Origin of the sequence: Photobacterium sp. GB-72 (assembly GCF_003026095.1) — a bacterium.
In the GTDB taxonomy this organism is placed as follows: Bacteria; Pseudomonadota; Gammaproteobacteria; order Enterobacterales; family Vibrionaceae; genus Photobacterium.
Map to the genome: position 1 here is coordinate 1 of NZ_PYNV01000006.1, position 22,668 is coordinate 22,668.

19 protein-coding genes are annotated in these 22,668 nt (G+C 37.9%); 9 read left to right on the top strand and 10 right to left on the bottom strand.

Going from position 1 to position 22,668, the window contains the following annotated elements; translation table 11 throughout:
* Positions 1-217 (bottom strand): phage integrase N-terminal SAM-like domain-containing protein (locus C9J40_RS08885; protein ID WP_199188071.1); only part of this gene is annotated, 217 nt, incomplete at its 3' end.
* 191 nt (positions 218-408) lie between these two features.
* Here C9J40_RS08885 and C9J40_RS08890 point away from each other — a divergent pair.
* Positions 409-738 (top strand): hypothetical protein, encoded by a 330-nt coding sequence (locus C9J40_RS08890; protein ID WP_107246567.1) that lies wholly within the window; start codon positions 409-411, stop codon positions 736-738.
* Between the two features lie 258 nt (positions 739-996).
* On the opposite strand, the gene C9J40_RS08895 is transcribed toward C9J40_RS08890, so the two are convergent.
* From C9J40_RS08895 to C9J40_RS08905, 3 genes are all read right to left on the bottom strand, one after another.
* Entirely contained in the window at positions 997-2,394 is a 1,398-nt protein-coding gene (locus tag C9J40_RS08895; RefSeq protein WP_107246568.1) for a sensor histidine kinase KdpD, read from the bottom strand.
* 2 nt (positions 2,395-2,396) lie between these two features.
* Complete coding sequence (locus tag C9J40_RS08900; protein WP_107208485.1) at positions 2,397-3,068, bottom strand: response regulator transcription factor; 672 nt, start codon at positions 3,066-3,068, stop codon at positions 2,397-2,399.
* A 77-nt stretch (positions 3,069-3,145) separates the two neighbouring features.
* A complete protein-coding gene (locus C9J40_RS08905) occupies positions 3,146-4,762 on the bottom strand; it encodes a phosphoethanolamine transferase (RefSeq protein WP_107208484.1) in 1,617 nt (538 codons plus the stop codon).
* A gap of 266 nt (positions 4,763-5,028) precedes the next feature.
* Between C9J40_RS08905 and C9J40_RS08910 the strand changes: the two genes are divergently transcribed.
* From C9J40_RS08910 to gpmA, 3 genes are all read left to right on the top strand, one after another.
* Complete coding sequence (locus C9J40_RS08910) at positions 5,029-6,927, top strand: LTA synthase family protein (protein ID WP_107246570.1); 1,899 nt, start codon at positions 5,029-5,031, stop codon at positions 6,925-6,927.
* A gap of 115 nt (positions 6,928-7,042) precedes the next feature.
* Positions 7,043-8,230 (top strand): cystathionine beta-lyase, encoded by a 1,188-nt coding sequence (metC, locus tag C9J40_RS08915; protein ID WP_107246571.1) that lies wholly within the window; start codon positions 7,043-7,045, stop codon positions 8,228-8,230.
* A gap of 404 nt (positions 8,231-8,634) precedes the next feature.
* On the top strand, positions 8,635-9,327 hold the full coding sequence (gene gpmA / locus C9J40_RS08920; protein ID WP_107246573.1) for a 2,3-diphosphoglycerate-dependent phosphoglycerate mutase: 693 nt from the start codon (positions 8,635-8,637) through the stop codon (positions 9,325-9,327).
* Between the two features lie 77 nt (positions 9,328-9,404).
* Here the strand turns inward: gpmA and C9J40_RS08925 are convergent, their stop codons facing one another.
* The gene (locus tag C9J40_RS08925) at positions 9,405-10,868 is read right to left on the bottom strand and encodes a YdiU family protein (RefSeq protein WP_107246574.1); all 1,464 of its coding nucleotides are present in this window, start codon (positions 10,866-10,868) and stop codon (positions 9,405-9,407) included.
* Positions 10,869-11,055: 187 nt separating this feature from the next.
* On the opposite strand from C9J40_RS08925, the gene C9J40_RS08930 reads away from it, so the two are divergent.
* Together C9J40_RS08930 and C9J40_RS08935 are read left to right on the top strand one after the other, a co-directional pair.
* Positions 11,056-13,656 carry a choice-of-anchor L domain-containing protein gene (locus C9J40_RS08930; RefSeq protein WP_107246576.1) on the top strand — a complete coding sequence of 867 codons (2,601 nt, stop codon included), beginning with the start codon at positions 11,056-11,058 and terminating at the stop codon, positions 13,654-13,656.
* 16 nt (positions 13,657-13,672) lie between these two features.
* Complete coding sequence (locus tag C9J40_RS08935; RefSeq protein ID WP_107208478.1) at positions 13,673-14,074, top strand: hypothetical protein; 402 nt, start codon at positions 13,673-13,675, stop codon at positions 14,072-14,074.
* 60 nt (positions 14,075-14,134) lie between these two features.
* On the opposite strand, the gene C9J40_RS08940 is transcribed toward C9J40_RS08935, so the two are convergent.
* Positions 14,135-14,644 carry a beta/gamma crystallin-related protein gene (locus C9J40_RS08940; protein ID WP_107246578.1) on the bottom strand — a complete coding sequence of 170 codons (510 nt, stop codon included), beginning with the start codon at positions 14,642-14,644 and terminating at the stop codon, positions 14,135-14,137.
* 51 nt (positions 14,645-14,695) lie between these two features.
* Entirely contained in the window at positions 14,696-15,544 is an 849-nt protein-coding gene (locus tag C9J40_RS08945; protein WP_107246579.1) for a hypothetical protein, read from the bottom strand.
* Between the two features lie 264 nt (positions 15,545-15,808).
* Between C9J40_RS08945 and cfa the strand changes: the two genes are divergently transcribed.
* Positions 15,809-16,951, top strand: coding sequence for a cyclopropane fatty acyl phospholipid synthase (cfa, locus tag C9J40_RS08950; protein WP_107246581.1), 1,143 nt, complete (start codon positions 15,809-15,811; stop codon positions 16,949-16,951).
* 68 nt (positions 16,952-17,019) lie between these two features.
* Here the strand turns inward: cfa and C9J40_RS08955 are convergent, their stop codons facing one another.
* Positions 17,020-18,429 (bottom strand): hypothetical protein, encoded by a 1,410-nt coding sequence (locus C9J40_RS08955; protein WP_107246582.1) that lies wholly within the window; start codon positions 18,427-18,429, stop codon positions 17,020-17,022.
* Between the two features lie 312 nt (positions 18,430-18,741).
* Here C9J40_RS08955 and C9J40_RS08960 point away from each other — a divergent pair, with 312 nt between their 5' ends.
* Positions 18,742-19,584 (top strand): S1 RNA-binding domain-containing protein, encoded by an 843-nt coding sequence (locus tag C9J40_RS08960; protein WP_005367598.1) that lies wholly within the window; start codon positions 18,742-18,744, stop codon positions 19,582-19,584.
* Between the two features lie 102 nt (positions 19,585-19,686).
* Here the strand turns inward: C9J40_RS08960 and C9J40_RS08965 are convergent, their stop codons facing one another.
* Positions 19,687-19,920 carry a glutaredoxin family protein gene (locus C9J40_RS08965; protein WP_107208474.1) on the bottom strand — a complete coding sequence of 78 codons (234 nt, stop codon included), beginning with the start codon at positions 19,918-19,920 and terminating at the stop codon, positions 19,687-19,689.
* Positions 19,921-20,397: 477 nt separating this feature from the next.
* Between C9J40_RS08965 and C9J40_RS08970 the strand changes: the two genes are divergently transcribed.
* Positions 20,398-21,606, top strand: a complete 1,209-nt coding sequence (locus C9J40_RS08970; RefSeq protein ID WP_105060313.1) for a NupC/NupG family nucleoside CNT transporter — start codon at positions 20,398-20,400, stop codon at positions 21,604-21,606.
* 282 nt (positions 21,607-21,888) lie between these two features.
* Here the strand turns inward: C9J40_RS08970 and moeB are convergent, their stop codons facing one another.
* The gene (gene moeB, locus C9J40_RS08975) at positions 21,889-22,659 is read right to left on the bottom strand and encodes a molybdopterin-synthase adenylyltransferase MoeB (RefSeq protein ID WP_107246584.1); all 771 of its coding nucleotides are present in this window, start codon (positions 22,657-22,659) and stop codon (positions 21,889-21,891) included.
* Between the last annotated feature and the right edge of the window lie 9 nt (positions 22,660-22,668).

The window sequence follows — 22,668 nt, forward strand, 5'->3', positions numbered from 1 at the left end:
TCACGGTACTCCATGAATGTGTTTTGATCAGTTGTGTAAAATGTTGTTTAAGATCTTCGGTAGTTAATGTGTCTGGTGATTTATCCAGTTGATGGGTAATGCGACGTAGAGCACGACTATAAGCATCAATCGTAGCGGGGCGTTTACCTTGCAAGGTAAGATGGGTAAGGTGTTGTTCATAAAGATAATCTGAACGATGTTGCTGTGCTTTATTCATGATAAATACTCCTTTTTTAAAGGTATATTTACCGTAGTCGAGCTTATGGGCTTTCACTCTGCCGCGCAGCGGCTTCGTTCAACAAGTTAATAAAGTCGGATTCGTAACAGTTTGCTCAGTGTCACTGCGTTCCCAGTTTTAGCAAACTGTTACTCACCGCTTATCGAAGCGTTATATAAAAGGAGAAATTTATGGATTTAGGGATAAATATTATCATTGTGTTGCTTGGAATCGCGCTTAGCTCTGTATTCCTTTGGGTAGGTATGAAGTGCTCTTCTATCTATGCGGGAATGCCACTAAGTAGTGCCTATTGTAGCTACTTTTCAATAGTCAAGGTTTGTACCTTTTCCACATTGGCAGACTTAATTCCATATGTTGGTTTTATTTTGTCTTGGGTAGTTCTATTTTATTTTTTAAAGAAAGAAACCGAAGCAGAAGTAGGAGAATTGATAATTATGGTTCTTATTTCAAAGGCCCTTGCATTTGTCAGCTTGATGTTCTTATTACCAATAATCTCATGATAGAGGAATTTTTATATAACAAATAAGGATATGTGTCGCGCAGTCAACACCTATCCGAATGGTTGGACAAGCCCAAGCTACCTTATATATGTAAATATTGGAAATATCATGAAGGGGGATAGCAAAAAAAGTCGAGCATTATCCTTGGTGTGACTAAATAGTTTTAACGCTATGATTTATAATTAGATTATCTTTAATAAGGCAGCAATAAAGAATCTCAGTTGTTGTTTTTTTTAGCTCATTGGTTAGCTTTATTCGCTACAATTCTTTTTTTGGAATCCTTACTAATACCTGAAAATTCCCATGATCTAACTGGTTTATTGATAGATCGTATTCGTTGATTTTGCAGATGTTATCAACGATGGATAACCCCAAACCATAGCGATTGTTATTAGAACGTGAATCATCATGCTGAAATAACGGTTGCACCAGTTTATCGACTTCCTGCTGCGAGTAATTAATAGAGGATGAGTTGGTGATAGTGAATACCACATCCTGAGCATCATTATTAATCGTAATATTAATAGCGGTATTAGGCTCGCTGTAAAATAGTGCATTATCTAACAAGTTGGTGACGATAGTTTTTAAACAAAACTCATCAGCGAGAATAGGGTGCTGAAGTGTGTTATTGAAAACTACACGTTGCTTAATGTCGTCATATTTAAAGTTTAAATCGTGAATCACGGTACTTAATAAGGTTGTGATTTCAATCGGCTGTTTATAAAGAGAAAGCGAATGAGACGTGCGTTGTAGTAATAATAGGTTTTCTACTATTACTTTCATTCGGTTCGATATTTGTAGAATGTCCGAGGTAAAGGTTTTCGCTATACGTTCATCATCTGGAAAGCGTTGATGCACTTCGGTTAGGGTGATGAGTTCTGCAATAGGCGTTTTGATTTCGTGGGCGATATCAGCGGTGATCCGTTTTTCGTTATCGACCATTTTACGGTTAGTTTCGAGGAAGTTATTAAGCTCTTTGCGGATCAAATCAATTTCAATATAAGAGGATGCATTTTCTTTAAACGCAAAGGTGTGATTGTGTCGTTGCTGTTTATTTTCGTTAAACAGTTTTATTTGATTGTTTAAGTTTACGAGAGGATCGAGACCTTTAGTCACAATGATTTTAGCGACGACACGCATAATGATCATCGAGAGTAAAAAGCTACCAACCAGTAAAATATCGAGAATGCCCGTAACCTTATCAAGTCCTGTCGTTGATGCATAAATGGTTAAATAAATAGGGGTTGGCTTTTTATCTTTAGGTTTTGCGAGATAAGAGTATAGAAATGCCTTACCTATCTCATGGTTTGGTAAAGTGACATCGACAATTTGATAGCTATTTAGTGGTAACTTCTTGTGTAGTAAATGGATGTTGGGATAATCATTGAGCGATGTAGAACGATAAATGACATCATCATTTTTCCAGATCTGATAATAGGCATAATCTTTATCGCTTTTAATCGTTTGTGCAAAATCTTGGATATTGGTGATGGTTTTAAACTGTCCGGCTTTTTGTTGGATCTCTAATTCAAATTGTTCTTGAACCCAATTATCTACACTGAAATCGACGAAAGTAAAAACAATAATAATAAAGAAGCCAAATACGGCGCTGATCGCGTTAATTAAATTCTTTTTAATTGATCGAGGATTTGTCATGTTTAACTCTCTACGTAATACCCAAAACCGCGTTTATTTTTTATTGGCAATACAGCCTCAATATTTTTCGCTTTTTTACGCATCGTAGAGATATGTACTTCAATGGTATTTTTCGAAATATAGTCGAAGTTATTAGTAATATTATCGCTGATCATACTAGCGGTCAGGATTTGACCTCGGTGAGTGAAGAGATAATCGATGATCTTAAATTCATTCGGTGTGAGTTCTAAATCGTTGTTACCATAGAATAACGTTTTGTTATTAAGATCTAACAAAAAGCCATCAATTTCAATGGTATTGGTAATGCTTACAGGTTGGCAACGACGGGAAATTGCAACCACACGAGCATGGAGCTCATCAAATGAAAAAGGTTTAGTGACATAATCATCAGCACCTTGCATTAAGCCATCAATACGATCTTGGCTTTGTGTTTTGGCTGAAAGAATAATAATACGAGTATCAATGCCTGTTTGACGCAATTTGTTTAAAATCGTCATACCGTCAATGCCAGGGAGCATGAGATCTAAAATAATAATATCGTAATCATTGTCTAATGCTAAAGTGAGCCCTTCATTACCATTTTCTGCTTCATCAGTGGAAAAGCCTAAATTATTAAACCCCACAGCTAAACTACGACGTAATGCCGAGGAATCTTCGATAATCAGTATTTTCATGGAATGAGAGCTCAAATAAAAATGTATACCTGTAATATCTTACAAGTATACATTAAGTCAATGGGATCATTGAATAGTTATGCTTTTACTCGACAGCTTGCAGTAATGTCTAGCTTAGGATTTATCACTTTTGATTTCACACCGTATAAGCTCAATAGGCTAGGGAATAAATTATCCTGTGATAGTCCTGCTTGGTTTTCTTTTTTCTCTAAACACGCTTTATTTAACCCTTTCGCTTGTGCGTATTGCTTTGGCAACCATAGTAACCAAGGCACGTGTTTTTGCTCTTTAGGCGCAATAGAGAAGGGCGCACCATGAAGATAGAAACCGTTCTCACCTAAAGATTCACCATGATCTGACATATATAATAAAGCAACATTATATTTATCTTCTTTGGCTTTTAGCATTTTGATCACTTGTTCTGTCACATAGTCGGTGTACAGAATAGTATTGTCGTACACGTTCCTAATTTCTTCGTCAGTACAATTTTCAATGTCGCTGCGATTACATGATGGCTTAAATTTATCGAACGCTTTAGGGTAGCGTTTGAAATAAGTCGGTCCGTGACTACCGATTAAGTGCAGTACCAAAAATTTATTTGTATCGCCTTTATCAATAAAGCTTTGTGCTTTATCTAGCATTACACTGTCGTAGCAACTGGTACCATTACAGAATTGATTATGCTGTGAAGGATCGATTGCTTGATAGTTAACGCGATCTGCTACGCCTTTTGATCCGCCATCGTTATCAAGCCACAGTACTTTCGCCCCTGCGCGATGGATAATATCAACGGCATTATCTTGAGAATATGCACGATCTTGGTTGTAATGTGCTCGTGTTAAATTCGAGAACATACAAGGCACGGAAAGGGCAGTATAGGTACCGCAAGATTCAACGTTTTTGAACGATATTATGCCTTCATTTTTGGTGTATGGATTGGTGTCACGTTTATAACCGTTATAAGCATAGTTATAGGTACGTGCGGTTTCACCTAAGATCATCACAAATAAAGTAGGTTTATGGTTTTTACTTGGGCTTAGTTTTGCGTCTAACCCTTGTTGTTTAAATGGTAGTGGTTTGTAAATAAACTTCTTATAGAGGTACTTACCACCCGCATATACATGACCTGGAATGATCATACGGTTTAAAAAATGGTTATTTCGACCCACAGAAGCATAGCTTTTAAATGTCGTTAATCCGACGAGCAAAATCGCTGTACAAGCGATACCGATTAACGCGACACGAGCAACGATATCTTTAATAAAAGACTCTCGCTTGGTGATTTTTACCATTGCAATCCAAATACTTGGCACAATACCAAATACGATGACGTAGATAATAGAATGGGCATTGACATAAGACAGCGCTTCATCTGAACGTGTTTCGAAAATACTTTCAATTACGGCATTATTAAATAAGGTGTGGTAATTCACTTCTGCATAGAGTGCCATCGATGAAGTAATGGTTAAGAAAATCATTACTGGCTTAAACAGGTATGGCCAACATAACACTGTGAAGATAATCAGAAATGCCGCCATCAATACAATCGGTGCAGTATATGGAAAAAAGACATTAGACACTGAATGGCTTAAATCGAAAATCTTAGCGAGGATCGGATAGTTAAAGCATAGGGTGAAGTATGCTGACATCACCACGATGAAGCTTGTCATCTTAATTTGGAAAATTTGACGCATTACGAGCTCTTATGAATTAGCGAATAGCCATATCATCCATTTTATAACTTAAGGCTTACTTAATATTTGGATTAAAATCACTATTATTTTCAAAAATGCTCACCCCTTATTCAACAAAATTGACTATCAATACTGAATTAACTTTCAACAGATGTTAGAAATGAAGAAAATGATATGGTTAATCTAAATCAATACTGCGAATAAATTGGACGTAGGTGCATTTTTTTGCTTCTCTAAAAGGAATCATTCATTAGCAAGGAATAGCTGTGCTTGCAATAAATACCATTATATCTTTTGCCTTTTTAATCGCAGCGATCTTTATTACTAAGTTGCTCGCTTTATTAAGTTTTGTTGAACTTCCCATCGAACTTAATTCGCAAGATGGCATCGATGCTTTACTTTTTGGTATTTACTTTGATGCTAGCGCTGCTGTTTTACTGACTATCCCCATTTTCCTTAGCTTAATCATTGCTAGTTTATTTAAACGAGCAACCAATCAATTAACTCGATTCTTACTCAGCATTGCGATTTGTTGGGTTGTTATTACTACCTTTTCTGATGCAATTTATGCCAAAGAAGCCAGTAAACATGTCACATTTGAACTGTTTAATACGCAAGGTATGGAAGTGTCACTTATTCAGACTGCGTTTAAAAGTTACTTTGGAACTGTCGCGCTTGGTATTGCATGTTTATTAGTATCACTGTTTTTCATTTGGAAATATTTGCCATTATCCAATAGAAAGCAAGCAAGCTGGTATTTTAATAGTCTGTTTATATTTTTGTGGTTAGCAGTCACACTTATTATTGTTCGCGGAGGCTGGAAAGACTCACCTCAGAGTCCGATGAGTGTTTATACTATTGGTGACTTAGATAAAGCCTTCATTGCTTGGAATGCTCCCTATAGCATTGGTTACTATCTCTCTAAAGGCGATCTTGCGGCCATAGAAAAAATCACTAAAAATCCAACGTCACAGCAAGTTAAGCTTTTTGAACATACACAAGAAACAGCTTCTCCTGCACAGCTTCAATCACTTAAATCGGCCAATGTCATTGTTGTTCTGCTTGAGAGTTGGTTGGCTTTTGATATGCAAAGTTACTCGGGTGTTGTGAATGCCACGCCATTTTTTGATCAACTTAGAGCACGTTCTTTTTCGACGTATTCAACCTATGCCGATGCTTATCGAACAGTACAAGGGACGTTTTCTACATTTTGTTCTTACCCAAATCCTATAAACGGCTTTATGGCAAATAGCCAATTACAAAATGCTTCTTATTCATGTTTACCACATATTTTAGCTGAGCGAGGTTGGCAAACAGCCTTTATTCAGGGAAGTGGAAGAGGGGCGGTTGGGGCTTTTGCACAAACGTTAGGGTTTGAGGAGTCGTACGGTAAGTATGATTACCCATTCAAAGCGGTGCACAATGAATGGGGATTTATGGATGATGATATCTATCGTTTTTCTTTAAACCAAATCGATAAATTCAGCCAAACGGGTAAACCCTTTCTTATGACCATCAATACAGGGACCACTCACGGTTCTTTTTTACCGGATAATGTTGAATATGTTTTTGGTCGCGAAAACATCATTAACGAGCGTAGAAGTGTGATGAAGTTCGCTGATGATGCACTGAAACGTTTTATTCCTAAATTGGATTCGAAGCTTGCTCAACTCGATAAGCCGACCATCGTTATTTTGCTCTCAGATCACACGGCAAAAACGATAACTGGAGGATTAGTTAAAAATTCTATTCCACTTCTCATCTATGCGAGTGATCAATCTATCCCTAATGAAAAGAGGTCGATCACCTCATCTCAGAGAGATATTGCACCGACGATTATTGATTGGCTTGGTGGTTATGTTCCATGGTTTACTGGCAACTCGCTATTTGATGATAGCTATGATGGTCGCTCAAGCTTTTCGTATGGCACGAATTTCTTTTGGCTAACCAAAAATCATGGTGTTGCGATAGATAGTGCGACTGGTGAGCTACATTCTTGTTTTGATATTGATAATGATGTTGTGACTAAAAAACGATTAGAGTGTTCTGAGCAAGCTTGGAGCGAATCTCTTTTTGCCGAGGGAAGTTATTTTAATGCTATTTCACAGCAGTTGTTGTTTGAGGGAAAAACGCAACAATACCGAAAAGTAAACACCAAACTTTAGGGTGAATTGTTCATCAGTTTAGTGCTTGATACTTATGATAACTTGCTAGTTTGTTGTGTTTATTCATGTTATACAAGAAACAGAATAGATAGACGAGTAAGGGAATCACGAAGTTATGTCTAGTAAGAAAATTGATACTGCATTAGTGAGTGCAGGAAGAAAGAAAAAATACACTCACGGTGCGGTGAACAGTGTTATTCAACGTGCTTCATCATTAGTTTTCGATACGGTTGCAGATAAAAAACATGCTATTAAGAACCGTGCGAAAGGTGAGTTGTTTTACGGACGTCGTGGCACGTTAACCCACTTTGCACTTCAAGATGCGATGGTGGAATTAGAAGGCGGTGCTGGTTGTTATTTATATCCATGCGGTGCGGCTGCGGTATCTAACAGTATTTTAGCGTTTGTTGCTTCTGGCGATCATGTATTGATGACAGGTGCCGCCTATGAGCCTACCCAAGAGTTTTGTAATATTGTCCTTAAAGGATTAGGGGTTAGTACTACTTATTACGATCCCTTGATTGGTGAGGGGATTGCTGAACTTGTACAGCCAAATACCAAGGTTGTTTTCTTAGAATCACCAAGCTCTATCACAATGGAAGTGCAAGATATTCCAGCAATTGTGAAAGCAGTGCGTGCTGTTAACCCTGATGCTGTGATTATTATGGATAACACATGGGCGGCAGGGGTGCTATTTAAAGCGCTCGAGCACGGTGTTGATATCTCTGTTCAAGCCGGTACGAAATACATTGTTGGCCACTCTGATGCGATGATAGGGACGGCAGTTAGTAATGAACGTTGCTGGGATAAACTACGTGAACGTTCTTATTTAATGGGGCAAATGGTTGATGCTGATACCGCGTATGTGGCTGCTCGCGGATTGCGCACTATGGGCGTTCGTTTAAAACAACATCATGAAAGCAGTATCAAAGTAGCAGAATGGCTGGCAAAGCGTCCAGAAGTTGCAACCGTTAATCATCCAGCACTACCAAGCTGTAAAGGCCATGAATTCTTTGTGCGTGATTTTTCTGGAAGCTGTGGTTTGTTTTCATTTGTGCTTAATAAACGGTTATCGAGTGAAGAAGTTGCTAATTTCTTAGATAACTTTGAGCATTTTAGTATGGCGTACTCTTGGGGTGGTTATGAATCTCTTATTTTGGCAAGTCAACCTGAAGAGTTAAATCGTATTCGTCCTGTGGGCAAAGTAGATTTTGAGGGCACGCTTATTCGTGTTCATATTGGTTTAGAAGATTGCGACGATCTCATTGAAGATTTAGCCAATGGCTTTAGCCGCATCGCTTAATTAACCTTAAATATATCCTACAAACTAAATCGCTTTTTTCATCTGTTATGGCATTTGAAGAAGCGATTTTTTATTATTCATGTAAATAATACTTTACGAATGAGTTTTTCAATCATCCCCATAAAGTTAAAATAATTAATTTTATCAACTGGTTAATGTCTATTGTTACTCTGCTCAAACTCTATAATGACGCGATAGATACACATAATGACGGTATGTAGCACTTTTATTTAATAACTTTTCTTTATAGTCAGTATTGTAATCGATGAGGAATGGATTTAATCTACAATCAAAGATGATAATGATTATCAATTAGAAAGTAATTGTTAAATGCCATATGGAAATGACAGCGATTAAAAAGACGAATCTACTTAACTCATGATGTTGAGTTTCAAGGGGCTGTTATGAAAAATACACGTATTGTTTTACTTCGTCATGGTCAAAGTGTTTGGAACAAAGAAAACCGTTTTACTGGCTGGGCGAATGTCTCTCTTTCTGAATTAGGCGAAAACGAAGCGCGTAACGCAGGTATTAAATTGAAAGAGAATGGTTTCAACTTTAATTTTTGCTATACCTCAATGCTTGATCGTGCGATCAAAACATCTAACTTAGCATTAGAACAGCTTGATTCTTTATGGATCCCTGTTGAGCACGACTGGCAATTGAATGAACGTCATTATGGTGATCTTCAAGGATTGAATAAAGCAGAAACCGCAGAGGAGTTTGGCGACGAACAAGTACACATTTGGCGTCGTAGTTATGATATTGAGCCACCACAAGTAAGTGAAGATAGCTCTTTTTATCCAGGTAATGATAGACGTTACCAAGAACTACAACATAGCCAACTTCCACATGGTGAATCGTTGAAAGATACTTATGATAGGGTAATACCATTCTGGAATGAAAATATTGTCCCTAATGTTAAACCTGGCTCTGATATTTTAATTGCCGCTCACGGTAACAGCTTACGTGCTTTGATTAAATATTTAGATAATATCCCTGATGACAAAATTACAGAATTAGAAATACCAACAGGTGCACCATTAGTTTATGAATTTAACGAGCAAATGAAACCTGTACAGAGCTATTATTTGTAATGCGTATTAAATGAAATATTGAGAAACATGCCCTATTGAATAGGGCATTTTTTTTATTACAAAAACGAAATAATGATTTAAGAAGAGCAACTAATTTCTAACTCTTTACCCCATTTAGGAGGAAGATCGGCAAGATCTTCAAAGTTAGGATGCTCATCAAAAGGATCATGTAAAACGGTTAATAGATTCTCTATAAATGTGAAATTTCCTTGCTCGGCAGCATCGATAGCAAGCTGTGCCAAATAGTTACGAAGAATATATTTCGGGTTGCTGTTAAGCATTAATGCTAAACGTTGTTGATCATCGATATTTGAGATACGTTTTTTGTAATCAGCTAACCATTCATCGATTGCGGTTGTATTTTCAGTGAGAGATGAAAAATGAGAACTGGTGTTATCGAGTTCGTCTTGGGAAAGCGTCGAAAGCGTGCGGAAGAACTGGGTGTAATCGATCGACTGTTGTTTGAGTAAATTAAATAACTGCTGAAATAACTCAGTGTCTTGTTCTTGGTTATCGAATAAGCCTAATTTTTGACGCATCAGTTTGCTGTAATGCATTTGTAGTTGGTGCTGATAAATTTCTAATGCATGTTCTATGTCTGATTTATCAATGATAGGTGCTAAGGCGTAACCGAGTGCTGATAAGTTCCACAACCCAATAGATGGCTGTTGATTGAAGGCATAACGACCAGAATAATCAGAATGATTACAAATATAACCCGGATTATAATCGTCCAGAAAACCATAAGGGCCATAATCAAACGTTAAGCCTAAAATCGACATGTTGTCGGTATTCATAACGCCATGAGCAAAGCCTACTGCTTGCCAATGGGCGATCATTTTAGCTGTATTTTCACAAACTTGCTCAAACAGGGCGGCGTATGGTTTTTCGACTTGTTGGCACTCAGGGAAATGATGCTGAATAACGTAATCTGCTAATAAACGTAATTGATCGTGTTGTTGGGTATAAAACAGATATTCAAAATGGCCAAATCGGATGTGGCTTTCTGAGATTCGGATCAGGGTTGCGCCAAATTCTTGTTTTTCACGGTACACATGGGTATCACTACCAATAACCGCGAGTGCATGTGAGGTCGGAATACCAAGGCCTGCCATCGCGGCGCTGGCTAAATATTCTCGAATGCTTGAACGAATAACGGCACGGCCATCGCCCATACGCGAATAAGGTGTAAGTCCGGAGCCTTTTAAGTGAATATCCCACTTTTTACCATGACTTGTTTGTACTTCCCCCAATAATAAACCCCGACCATCACCCAGATCGGGGTTGTATTGCCCGAATTGGTGGCCAGTGTATTTCATTGCTATGGGATCAAATCCAGCTAAGGTGTCGTTACCACTGAATATATTAATAAAATCATCAGATTGAATGGCGTTTATATCGAGTTCTAATAATTTCGCAATGTGTGGATTCACACTGATTAAGTAAGGGTTACTCAGCGGTTGCGGACTAACGAAAGTGCCGAAAAGTGAAGGGAGTTGACTGTAAGTATTATTAAAAACAAGCTGTTGTAATGATTTCATAACAAAGGTATTCGGTGGGTTTAACAAGGATTATAGATCTAACCATATATTATAGTTAAGTACTTACATCCATTACATTTCTAATCATGAAGTGTATCGAGTAGGGGTATCGCTTAATAGAATAGTATTTAGCTTAGCAATATGATCCTTTGTTCATTTCTATTGGTTTGTTATTGAAGGGAATACAATGAACTTAACAAGGAACATACTTTTTGCCAGCACCGCCTTAGCGCTATTGGGTTGTGGTGGCGGTGGAAGTGGTGAGTCAACACCACAAGCTAAAGCTGGTGATGATATTTATACCTATGCCAATAAAAGTGTGGTGATTTCATCTAACAATATTGATCCAAACGGGACAATTGTGGATGTTTCTTGGACGCAATCAGACGCAGATGCAACAAAAGTCGAACTGATAAAAGTAAACAATAGCGCTATGTTTACTGTTCCTGATATTCAAGACAATGAAGTGTTTAATTTTACCGTTACGGTCACTGATAACGACGGTGACACAGCAACTGATGACATCAGTGTATATGCAAAACCAGCGGAAAAATCCTTATCTCTTTCTTTTGTTGGCTTAGGTGATATCAAGAAAGTAACCAATGAAGCAAAGGTGACTTTAAAAGGAAATGTTGTTTCTGATCATGATATTAAACAGATCTTAGTGACTAACAGTACCACCAAGCTTTCTGTGAATGCTGAAGTCGATGAAATGTGGTCAGCAACAATTGATTTGGTAAAAGGTAAAAATCAAATCACCGTAATGGCGTTAACCGCTGATGAAGCGCAGGTTGAGATTGTTTCTACGATTAACTATCACCCAGCGATGGATTTCACTACCCCGTTAACATTAAGCCAGCGCTCTTTTGTGTTAAATGAAGATGCAGTAACGATTTACGCTAATATTGGTACATCAAATAATAAGAATCCTGAAGTTAACTTGATCGGCTCTGGCGGTAGCATTAGTTTTGATGAAGGTGCTGATGGAATCGATGATGATGGTATTTATGCGACCTCTTTCTCTTTTAATCCAACTAAGAAAGGTAAATTTTGTTATCAAGCACAAGTATCTGATAGCGAAAAGAATGTATACCAATCAGAGCCTGCCTGTATTTGGGTGGCTGAAAAATACACCTCAGATCAGGTCACTAAGTCTGTTGATATTGCTGACAGTGTTGAAACATGGTTAACCTCAGAATTAGATAAAGGAAAAGATGTTCATGCTTCAGCCAAGGCGGTGCTTGATCAACTTAACAACCATAAGGATGTAGGTGCTGCTGGGTATACCTATGAAGGTGGTATTTGGTGGGTAAATGAAGATGGTATTTTAGGGCTTCATAATCCTCTGGTTGAAAATTCAAAGTCAGCGGCTCGTAGTGGGACTGTTGCGCCAACACCTGTTGTGAAAGCGGCACGTGAAACGCGTTATTATGATGATGTATTTAAAAAACAGGCCACAACCTACTCATCAGTAGCGCCGGCAAACCGGATTCAAAGCTCTAAAGCCGTGATGATCAGCCCGTATATTAATAATCCTGATGTGTCTGAGTTTAGTAACTTCTTCAAAGCAGATGATTACTATGGTGTTTGGAAAACGATTAAAGATAGTCAATCATGTAAATTATTCCCTGATAGTGAGTTTGTGAATAACGAAACTGTGGGTGTTTCGCTTGATAGCTTTAAAGACTTTACTACTTTTGGATATATTCATTTTTCTACCCACGGTAATAACTATTTCAATGGATTATTTAAAATCTGGGATGAGAAGTGGGGGCCAAGTGACTTCTTAAAAGGGTATTTATCGGTTTCTGGTTTATATACAGGCATAGTTTTACCTAAAAATGAGGATGGCACTTATAACCTTGAAGGTTATGAAAGCGATCTTTATATGAAGCGCCTAGCCATTGGTGCTGGTGGCGCGTTGATTATTCTTCCTTCGTTCTTTGATCATTATCTTTCCACTATGCCTAAGAGCTTAGTCGTACTGTCAGCGTGTCGGTCTGTTTACAATAATTCACTTGCCAATGTGTTTTTATCAAAAGGTGCAGGGGCGGTGATTGGTTATGATGACTATGTCCTTTCTTCTTATGCTCAAGATACGACGAATGCCATTATTAGTGACATGCTTGAAAATGATTCGACATTGAAGGAAGCCTTTGATGTTGCTGTTAATAAACATGGTATCAGTGATAACAGCAGTGATGAAGCATTTATACGTATGAGAGGCGAAGAAGATTTAAAACTATCTAGTGGCTCATTTGATAATCTCAGTTTTGAACAAGGCGAATTGAATGCTTGGGCGAAAAAGGGTGATGGTCGCATCATTACAAATCTTGGTGGAACTAAACCGTTAGATGGTCAATTTGTTGGTGTTGTATCAACAGGATTAGGCTATACCAATGAGCTAGGTAGTATCGAACAATCTGCTTGTTTAGATAAAAACGTAACAACATTAAATTTTGACTGGAAGTTCTATTCAGAGGAATTTTTAGAATATTGTGGTACCGGTTTTGATGATTCATTTACTTTAAACGTGTGCGAGGAAGGCACAACAAATTGCGCATCGTTTGAAACCAGTGTTAATAAACTTTGCGAGAATCAAGAAGTACTGGTGGAGTCTGATGTATCGTTTGATCAAGGAGGTGTGTATAACACCCCTTGGATAAAAGAGCAGTTAGATGTCTCTGCTTTGGCCAACAAACGCGTGAAGCTAACAATAGAGGCTATCGATAAAGGTGATACAGAATACGATAGTGCGATATTGATTGATAACATAGAAGTTAAATAATTAGAGAGGTGCGCATATGCTGAAAATGTTTTCTTCGTGCGCACCATTATTATTTTTATTGATGCTGACTTATGGTTGTAATGTTAAATCTGATGTGGTTTATCAATCAAAAGATTTAGGTAAAGTCTTATATCAACATAAAGATAATAATGGTTGTGATTTAGAAGCAGTAGATAAAAAGATTGCTCAATTCTATCTACAAATTGAAAGAAGAGAGTTGCTGCCATTAAAGGCTATGTATCAAGAAAGTGATGCTTTTATTATGAAGATAAAAACATTGCCTGCATTAGTCATTATTAAAAATGATGCAAAATGGTATATCCCATTAATAAAAGGCAGTGACTGGATTTTCGTTAATGTTAATGACACCGTTAACGTATTTAAATATCCGGAGGTGTTTCGTCAATTATGTGAATAAAGCCCCATAATAGTCACTAGTAATAAACCAATGATTATAGGGCTTATATTTTTATTAATATTACTTTTTCAAAATCTTCATTGAGCTGATAGCGTGCTCAAAACCATCGGCATTATCTTTGCCACCATTGTAAGTATAAGATTTGCCTTGATAGTTAATATCTTCGTAAAAGCGAACTTTCCAGCCAGAAGGGATCTTAAATGACACCATTTTGTCGTTAAAATCAGTGTCGAAAAAGTTAGGTTGATCGCGACTGATATCAATGGAATGGCCTTTTTGATTCTTTTTACTAAATAGCTTCACTGATTTATTCGAGTTGTGGTCATTATTTGCTGATAGCGAAGTTGTAAAGCAATTAGCTTCTTGTGCTCGGCAAAACATATCACTTTGTGACTTTAAGCAGCGCTGTGCAACTTTATAGCGGGCTGCATCTTCAGTTCTAGCGGCATCTGCAAACGTGTCGGTAAACGGAGAAAGGGTGCAGACATAAATGTCATCATTGTTATGTTTAGCCGCAAACGCAGGGGAGATACAGCCAATCATAAGAGATAAACACAGTAAATTATTCATTTTGCACCCTAAATAATTAGAATTCATATACCTATCAGACCAATAATAGTCTTATAAATTCGATGAGGTTACAAAATTCACACCAATAGATGACATTCTATTCATAAAATCTTTTGCTTTTTGTTCAAATCCAGCAACAGGGCTGGTGGTATCGATTAAAATTGTTAGCTTTTTGATCTCTTCGTTTGTGAGCTTTTCGACTATTTGTTCAACCGTACTGGCAACACAGTGGGAAAGAGCTTGGCCTGAAATATAAACCTGATCATTTTGCTTAACGAGCTCGACTAGTTGAGGATCAAATTGGGTCTTTTTATCATCTTCTAACGGATATTCAGCTTCGCAACCACCGTAATGCTCTGTATGTGGGTTCTCGCCTTTAGCAATACTTATATGTTGTGTATTCGCTTGCTGCTCCCAAGTATGAATAGCAGCCTGAATAGGTTTAACGATATCATGTCCAACAGAGCCAATCACACAATGAGTCGGCCAGATAAGAAGGTTATATTTTCCCGTTTGCTCTAATGATTGGGTGTAATTAAGGACATGATTTAAAAGCGTTGGATCAGTAGGCTGCCAGATACCATCTACAATGTCTTGATGGCTAATTAGAGTAAATGGGGCTGGGTGTTCGCCTGCTTCATTTTTCCAATAGGGCGCATGAGCAATATCGTATTCATGATGGCTATCCAGTGTCACAATAATCTGATTAATATTCTTTTGTTGCTTTGTAATAAATGCAGCAAGTTTGTTAGCGTCTTCCCATGCACCAGGAACGGGAAGTGCTGGCGAAATAGTAATCTTCTGAGATGCTGAACCTAATGTGAATTGTTCATTAACGGGAACATCATAAAAGTCATATTGAGGATCAATGATAAGTAAAGACGTCATTGGTAGACGCATTGCATGCTCCTTTATGCTTTGTTAGCTTGACATGATTATGTCGAAATAATGGAAAAAATTTGAGCTAAATATACGTTGATGAGCGTTAATTGAAAAGAAATATCATTCAATTCTTAATTAGAAAATTGTTAAACTGTTTTTCTGCAATATTATTATTTTACTTATTGATATTATTAACTAAAAATTAGTTTTTGAATTTTTATATTGTGAATATAAATACAAAAAGGCAATTTGTCATACAAATAAAAAGTAGTGGTATACAGAATGACAAATAATCAATTTTTTCAAGACATTTTAGATTTTGCTGATGTGAAAATTAATGGTAATCGTCCTTGGGATATTAAAATTCATGATGAAGGTGTTTTTGATCGCGTATTAAAAGATGGTTCTTTAGGCTTTGGTGAAAGCTATATGGATGGCATGTGGGACTGTGATGCTATTGATGAAATGATTTCTCGTGTATTACATGCTGGTATCGAAGATAGGCTAACCACCACAACAAAAATACAATTAGGGTTAAAAGCTGGCGCGTCTAAACTTAAGCAATTATTTAACCCTCAAAGTGTTGAGCGTGTAACTCAGGATGTGCCTTTTCATTATGACTTAGGCAATGATTTATTTGAAGCTATGCTCGATCCTCGTATGACTTATACGTGTGCTTATTGGAAAGACAGCGACAACCTGAAAGCAGCGCAAGAAGCAAAACTAGATTTAGTCTGCCGCAAAATGGGTTTACAACCGGGCATGCGTTTACTTGATATTGGTTGTGGATGGGGCAGCTTTATGATCTTTGCTGCTGAAAAGTATGGTGTTATTTGTGATGGTTTAACCTTATCAAAAGAACAAGCAGCACTTGGTCAGGCGAGAGCAGACGAGAAAGGCTTACCCGTTAACTTTATTCTTCAAGATTACCGCTTATATCACCCAGAGCAGCCTTATGATCGCGTTGTCTCTATTGGCATGATGGAGCACGTTGGCCCCGAAAACTATGAAGACTACTTTAAATCTGCGTACAGTTTTCTTGCTGAAGACGGTATTTTCTTACTTCACACCATTGGTAGTCCGAAATCAAAAACGTCAGTTGACCCATGGATCAATAAGTACATTTTCCCTAACGGTGTGATCCCATCAATGATGCAAATTGGTGCGTCAGCTGAAGATTATTTCAATATTGAAGATGTACAGAACATTGGTCCTGATTACGATACAACACTCGTCGCTTGGAATGATAACTTTGAAGCCGCTTGGCCGACATTAGCAGAGAAGTATGGTGAGCGTTTCTACCGTATGTGGCGTTATTACTTGCTGTCTTGCGCTGGGGCATTCCGTTGTCGTGATTTAAATGTGTGGCAATTTGGTTTAACCAAAAAAGGTGCAGAATTACCAGTTTCTGTTCGTGCAGCATAATTTTCAATACCACAGTAAAAAGCTCACTATTGCACGATTGTTATCGTCAACAGTGAGCTTTTTGAGTGTTAGGCCGTTTGCGCTTTTTCGCTTTCCTTCGCAGCTTGAGCTTCCGCAATTGGCTTTTTCTCTGGAGGGAGAATAGGCTCAATATCCACAATTTTGGAACGACTCATAATAATTTTCCAACGCTGAATACGCACTGTTTTATCTTCGTCTGTTTCTTTGGTTATTAAGTTAATCAGGTGACGTTTTTCCACAGACTCTTTTGTTACCTGGCCATCATTCAGCTGGTATAAACGCTGAGAGCCTTTTTCCATTAATGCTGCAACAGTACGTAAATCTAAAATGATCGATTCTCGTGTTTGCTCATAACCACTTAAAAACTTTGTTGGTGACATACGGGTGGTACTTTTATAGTGAAGAATGGTTTCTTCCCGGTGAGACACTTTATGTTTACGCGTTTTACGAATATCGGTTGGTAAACTGTCATAGCTAATATATTCAAGCCATTCGAGCTGTCGACCAATTAAATGAGTGGTATTCGCATCAAAGAACTGCTTCCGCCAACGAGCTTTACCTTTCCGTAACCAACGCCAAAGCATGGTTTTTAAGTCATCTTTAAACACTTCACGTGCGGCATAAATTAGCGATAACACCAAAATGAATGACGCGGTAATATCACCGAGCATACCGCGTGCTTTTATCAGCATCATGGTGACAAAAATCATCACAATGCCGGCAGCTGCGCCTGTCACCACTTTTTTTGTGCTTGCACCCAGCTCAATGGTTTTCTCACTCATCGTAACAGGGTATTCAATCAAACGTCGTAATAGCCGCATTTTATTCGACATACGGGTTGGATCTTCCATCGCTTTAGCCGAGTTATAATTATGCTTTATTCGGTGTTGTGTTTCAGATTCACAGATTTCAAGTAACGTTGTTTTAATGGCGTTGTAATCGTTGCCACGCGGAAGATGAGAAATTAACTGAAGGAAGCGCTGCTCAGTAAACCAAGACAGATAGTTATCAATATTCTCGTAATACTTAAGCAGCTTTTTGTCGGTTGGAATATTTCGACGTAAGCGCTTTAAAATACGCACCGAGATATTGGCAGATTCCTCAACATCTTCAAATGTCGGGTTATCATTTTGATTTAATAAATCATTGGTGGCTTTTTCTAGCGCGAGTGCATACTGATAAGCGTAAAGGCTTAAGCTTAAACGGTATTGTTCGATAGATAATTTTCCACGGCTGGCAAGGCGACTATGAACAAGAGGAAGGTGATTAATATCACTGAAATAAGTACGTTTACCGTGGATAGCGTTATGATAGAACTCTTCTTCAGAAATGATATTGGCATTTAAGCCAAGCTCACCGGGAATGAAGATGTACATATCGAGCTGCCGATTGGTTGTTTCTTGAATAACATGGGATATTTTTAATTTATGCCCATCTTTTTTATCGACAGTGATCACTTATTGATATCCTCCAAGATCTACAACAATAACTTACTCTATTAATTTTAGAATAAGTTGGTTTTAAATATTACTGTTAACTATATAAGTTTGCGCTGATAGCATGAAAAATCATCAAATAAATGCAGATAGGTCAGGCGTTGCGAACCAACATCACGTATAATGCAGCAATCTAAGCACAACACGTGCATTATAGCCGATTGATTAGCGAGATATAGCTAATTCATCATGCAGCTAATAAATTGATTGATAAAGATATTGAAGCAACATCACCAAACGCGTGTCGTTGCCTATGCAGAGAGTACCTGATACATGATTAGAATTGGAAAATACAACACACTAGAAGTCGTCAAACTAGTAGATTTTGGCGTATTTCTTGATGGTGGTGAAGACTTCGGTAATATCCTGTTACCTAAGAACTCAGTTCCAGCAGGTACCGAGCTAGGCGATAAGTTAAAAGTATTTATTTACTTCGACTCGAATGACGAAGTCATTGCTACAACAACGGAACCTTATGCACAAGTTGGCGATTTCGCAAAACTACGTGTAGTGGGTGTAACCAACATTGGTGCGTTTGTTGATTGGGGTTTAACGAAAGATTTGCTTATTCCATTTAGTGAGCAACGCCGTCGTTTAGAAGAAGGTCAAGAAGTGGTTATTCACGTATACACAGACAAAGCGTCTGGTCGTATTGTGGGTACTACTAAATTTAACCGTTACTTAGATAAGACACCAGCAACTTACCAGATCGGTCAAGAAGTGCAGGTAATTATTGCTGAAGTAACAGATCTTGGTTTTAAAGCCGTGGTTGAAGGTAAACATTGGGGACTTTTCTTTAAAACAGAATCATTTGGTAAGCTATTTATTGGTAAAGCATTAAAAGCCTACATTAAAGAAATTCGTCCAGATGGTAAGTTAAACCTATCACTACAGAAAATGGGTAAAGATCGTGTTGACGATCTAGCGGATAAAATCTTAACCTCGTTAGAGCGTAAAGGTGGCTTTATCCCAGTAAGTGATAAATCAACTCCTGATGAAATCTTCCAAGTTTTCCGTACAAGTAAAGCGACCTTTAAGAAAACGATTGGTGGCTTATACAAGAAAGGGTTAATTGTTATTGAGCGTGAAGGTATCCGCTTAAACGACAACGACTAACAACTTGCTCGATAAATCGAGTAAAAGAAAACCGACACATGCTGTCGGTTTTTTTATATCTAAAAAATAATAACTCACTGAAAAGTAGTATGAAATGCTTTCTTAGTCTTTTGACTTTAATGCTTTTTCAAACTTGGTAATATTCCAGCCAATTAACACCTGATCACCCACTTTTAAAACAGGGACAGATCTAGCGCCAGTACTATTAAATTCCTTTCTTCCTTTTGGTGAGCTGATATCAACCAAACGATAACTGTAGTTTTTATTTGTCATGTATTGTTGTGCATCTTTACAGTTTGAGCAGTTTTTCTGGCTAAATAAGACAATACGTTTCATTGGGATGTTTCTTTTATTTTAATATTTGCTGTAACTCTAACATAAATGAAATGAAAGATAGTAATGACAGAACAGTAGTTACAAGTGGTCTAAATCAAACAAGTTTTTAAGCCTGTTTACTTTTTCCTATCAGTAATAAAGAAGTGATACGGTAAAGGCATAGGTGATAACGCTGTAACTTATAGATTGCTTTGCAAATACGTATTTTATTTTGTTGAAAATATCAGCACATACATGCTTGTTAAATACGCTGATATTTTCGATTTTATTGCGTTAAAGCAAATTATTTTTTTTATATGGAAATAATAAAGCAGCATTTACAGCTAATGTTTTGATTTTTATGGGTTCGATTTTGTTTTTGGCTCAATAAGTTTAGGTGTATCACTCTTGGTGTAACAACTAAACAACAATGTGATGTTGCTTGTATTTTTAGTGTAAATACAATGCAACCCTCTTTTGGGTAACAACAAAGATCTCATGATTGCTTTATTAGGTATATTCGTTCTACTTTTACTCGCGTTTCTTATCTCAACGGATAAAAAGCGTATTCCTGTAAAAATGGTGTCTATCGCGTTTGCGTTACAAGTACTGTTTGCTTTAATTGTTTTATATATCCCAGCAGGTAAAACAGCACTTCAAGCTGTCAGCAATGGCGTAACGTACGTCACCGATTATGGTAAAGATGGTTTGTCATTTTTATTTGGTGGTTTGGCAACAGGTAGTATCGGTTTTGTATTTGCCGTTAATGTACTTGGTATTATTATTTTCTTTTCTGCACTGATTTCTATGCTGTATCACGTAGGCATTATGCAGAAAGTCGTTAATATTTTTGGTGGCGCACTGCAACGTATTTTAGGTACGGGTCGTGCTGAATCATTATCTGCTGGTGCCAACATTTTTGTCGGCATGTCTGAAGTCCCACTGGTTATTAAACCGTACTTAAAATCTATGGATGATTCACAACTTTTTGCGGTGATGACATGTGGTTTGGCTTCTGTTGCAGGCTCTACGATGGTGGGCTATGCCGCTGTTGGTGTTGATTTAAATTACTTGATTGCCGCTGCGTTTATGTCTGCGCCTGCTGGTTTATTAATGTCAAAAATCATTATGCCACCAAGCGAGAATAAGCTATCAGCCAATGAAATTACCAGTGTTGAAATCCCTAAAGCAACCAATGTAGTTGAAGCGTTAGCTGATGGTGCAATGTCTGGCTTGCGTATGGCAGTGACTATTGGTGCAACATTGATTGCTTTTATCAGTGTAATCGCATTATTTAATGGCTTGTTAGGCGATATTGGTGAGTTCTTTGGTATTCATGGCTTAACGTTCCAAATGTTGATTGGTTACCTGTTTGCGCCAGTTGCACTTTTACTGGGTATTCCAATGAGCGAGGCGGTAACTGCGGGTTCGTTAATTGGTCAAAAAGTAGTGATGAACGAGTTTGTTGCTTTCATTGATATGATTAAAGTGCAGGATACCTTATCGCCACACAGCCTTGCTGTTGTTACTTTTGCATTATGTGGTTTTGCCAATATTACAACGCTGGCTATTTTGATTGGTGGTATGGGAAGCTTAATTCCTGAGCGCCGTCCATTTATTGCGAAATACGGTATCCGCGCAGTTGCGGCTGGTGTACTGGCAAACTTAATGAGTGCAGCGATTGTGAGTATTATTTTATTGCTCTAGTAGCAGAGTGAAAAATAGTATTGGATAAGAGAGCCGAATGAGTACTAGAAAAATAGTCACAGTCGGCTTTTTAATACCTGAAGAGTAAACGGTTTACTTTATCCCGTAATTTATTTTTTGTATTAAGGTGTTTTAGCAAAAAAATGCTCGATATATAAATTTGAGCTTGAGTTGTGTGAAACCGATCGGCTAGGGGATTTAGAGGTAGTCGTTAGTAAAGCAGTGATGGGTGAAAGGAATTACCGCTGTATATTTCATGGATGGCATATACAGCGGATATGATCAATTAGCGCAAACTGAGCAAGTGGGTTGTTTCATTAACTTCATTTCTCGCCAGCTCATTGTGAGCGCATCTAGCATGAGCAGTTTACCTGTTAATGGTGTCCCCATGTTGGCAACCACTTTGATTGCTTCCATCGCTTGAACTGCACCAACGATGCCGACAACGGGCGACATAATGCCTGCTTCAACACAGCTTAATGTTTGTTGACCAAATAGGGCGCTTAAACACTGATAACACGGCTCGTTATCTTGGTACGTGTAAACACTGAGCTGACCTTCCATACGAATTGCTGCGCCGGAGATAAGCGGCGTTTTGGTTCTAAAGCATAGGCGGTTAAGTTGATTACGAGTATCAACGTTATCGCTACAATCTAAAACAATGTCGTGGCTTTCTATGAGTGGTAGTAACGCTTCATCGGTTAAGCGTTTGGCTATGGTCTCTACCGTAAGATATGGGTTAATACGACATAACGCTTCTTTTGCAGAATCGACCTTTAATAGGCCAACCGTAGCATCATGGTGTAACACTTGACGCTGAAGGTTAGAAACTTCAACCTTATCATCATCAATCAGGGTTAGTTTACCCACACCAGCAGCGGCTAAATATTGCGTAGAAGCACAGCCTAAGCCTCCAGCACCAAGGATAAGCATAGAAGAAGACTTTAATGCTTCTTGCCCTTCAAAATCAAACTGACGCAAAATGATTTGGCGGTTATACCGCAGCATTTCATCATCTGTCAGTTCAACGTTATTTGTGTTTTCTGTTGTCATTAGAAATAC

Excerpts from the sequence above, each read along its gene's own strand:
- C9J40_RS08890 (WP_107246567.1), top strand. The coding sequence starts at position 409 with ATGGATTTAGGGATAAATATTATCATTGTGTTGCTTGGAATCGCGCTT.
- C9J40_RS08895 (WP_107246568.1), bottom strand. The coding sequence starts at position 2,394 with ATGACAAATCCTCGATCAATTAAAAAGAATTTAATTAACGCGATCAGC.
- C9J40_RS08900 (WP_107208485.1), bottom strand. The coding sequence starts at position 3,068 with ATGAAAATACTGATTATCGAAGATTCCTCGGCATTACGTCGTAGTTTA.
- C9J40_RS08905 (WP_107208484.1), bottom strand. The coding sequence starts at position 4,762 with ATGCGTCAAATTTTCCAAATTAAGATGACAAGCTTCATCGTGGTGATG.
- metC (WP_107246571.1), top strand. The coding sequence starts at position 7,043 with ATGTCTAGTAAGAAAATTGATACTGCATTAGTGAGTGCAGGAAGAAAG.
- gpmA (WP_107246573.1), top strand. The coding sequence starts at position 8,635 with ATGAAAAATACACGTATTGTTTTACTTCGTCATGGTCAAAGTGTTTGG.
- C9J40_RS08925 (WP_107246574.1), bottom strand. The coding sequence starts at position 10,868 with ATGAAATCATTACAACAGCTTGTTTTTAATAATACTTACAGTCAACTC.
- C9J40_RS08930 (WP_107246576.1), top strand. The coding sequence starts at position 11,056 with ATGAACTTAACAAGGAACATACTTTTTGCCAGCACCGCCTTAGCGCTA.
- C9J40_RS08935 (WP_107208478.1), top strand. The coding sequence starts at position 13,673 with ATGCTGAAAATGTTTTCTTCGTGCGCACCATTATTATTTTTATTGATG.
- C9J40_RS08940 (WP_107246578.1), bottom strand. The coding sequence starts at position 14,644 with ATGAATAATTTACTGTGTTTATCTCTTATGATTGGCTGTATCTCCCCT.
- C9J40_RS08945 (WP_107246579.1), bottom strand. The coding sequence starts at position 15,544 with ATGCGTCTACCAATGACGTCTTTACTTATCATTGATCCTCAATATGAC.
- cfa (WP_107246581.1), top strand. The coding sequence starts at position 15,809 with ATGACAAATAATCAATTTTTTCAAGACATTTTAGATTTTGCTGATGTG.
- C9J40_RS08960 (WP_005367598.1), top strand. The coding sequence starts at position 18,742 with ATGATTAGAATTGGAAAATACAACACACTAGAAGTCGTCAAACTAGTA.
- C9J40_RS08965 (WP_107208474.1), bottom strand. The coding sequence starts at position 19,920 with ATGAAACGTATTGTCTTATTTAGCCAGAAAAACTGCTCAAACTGTAAA.
- C9J40_RS08970 (WP_105060313.1), top strand. The coding sequence starts at position 20,398 with ATGATTGCTTTATTAGGTATATTCGTTCTACTTTTACTCGCGTTTCTT.
- moeB (WP_107246584.1), bottom strand. The coding sequence starts at position 22,659 with ATGACAACAGAAAACACAAATAACGTTGAACTGACAGATGATGAAATG.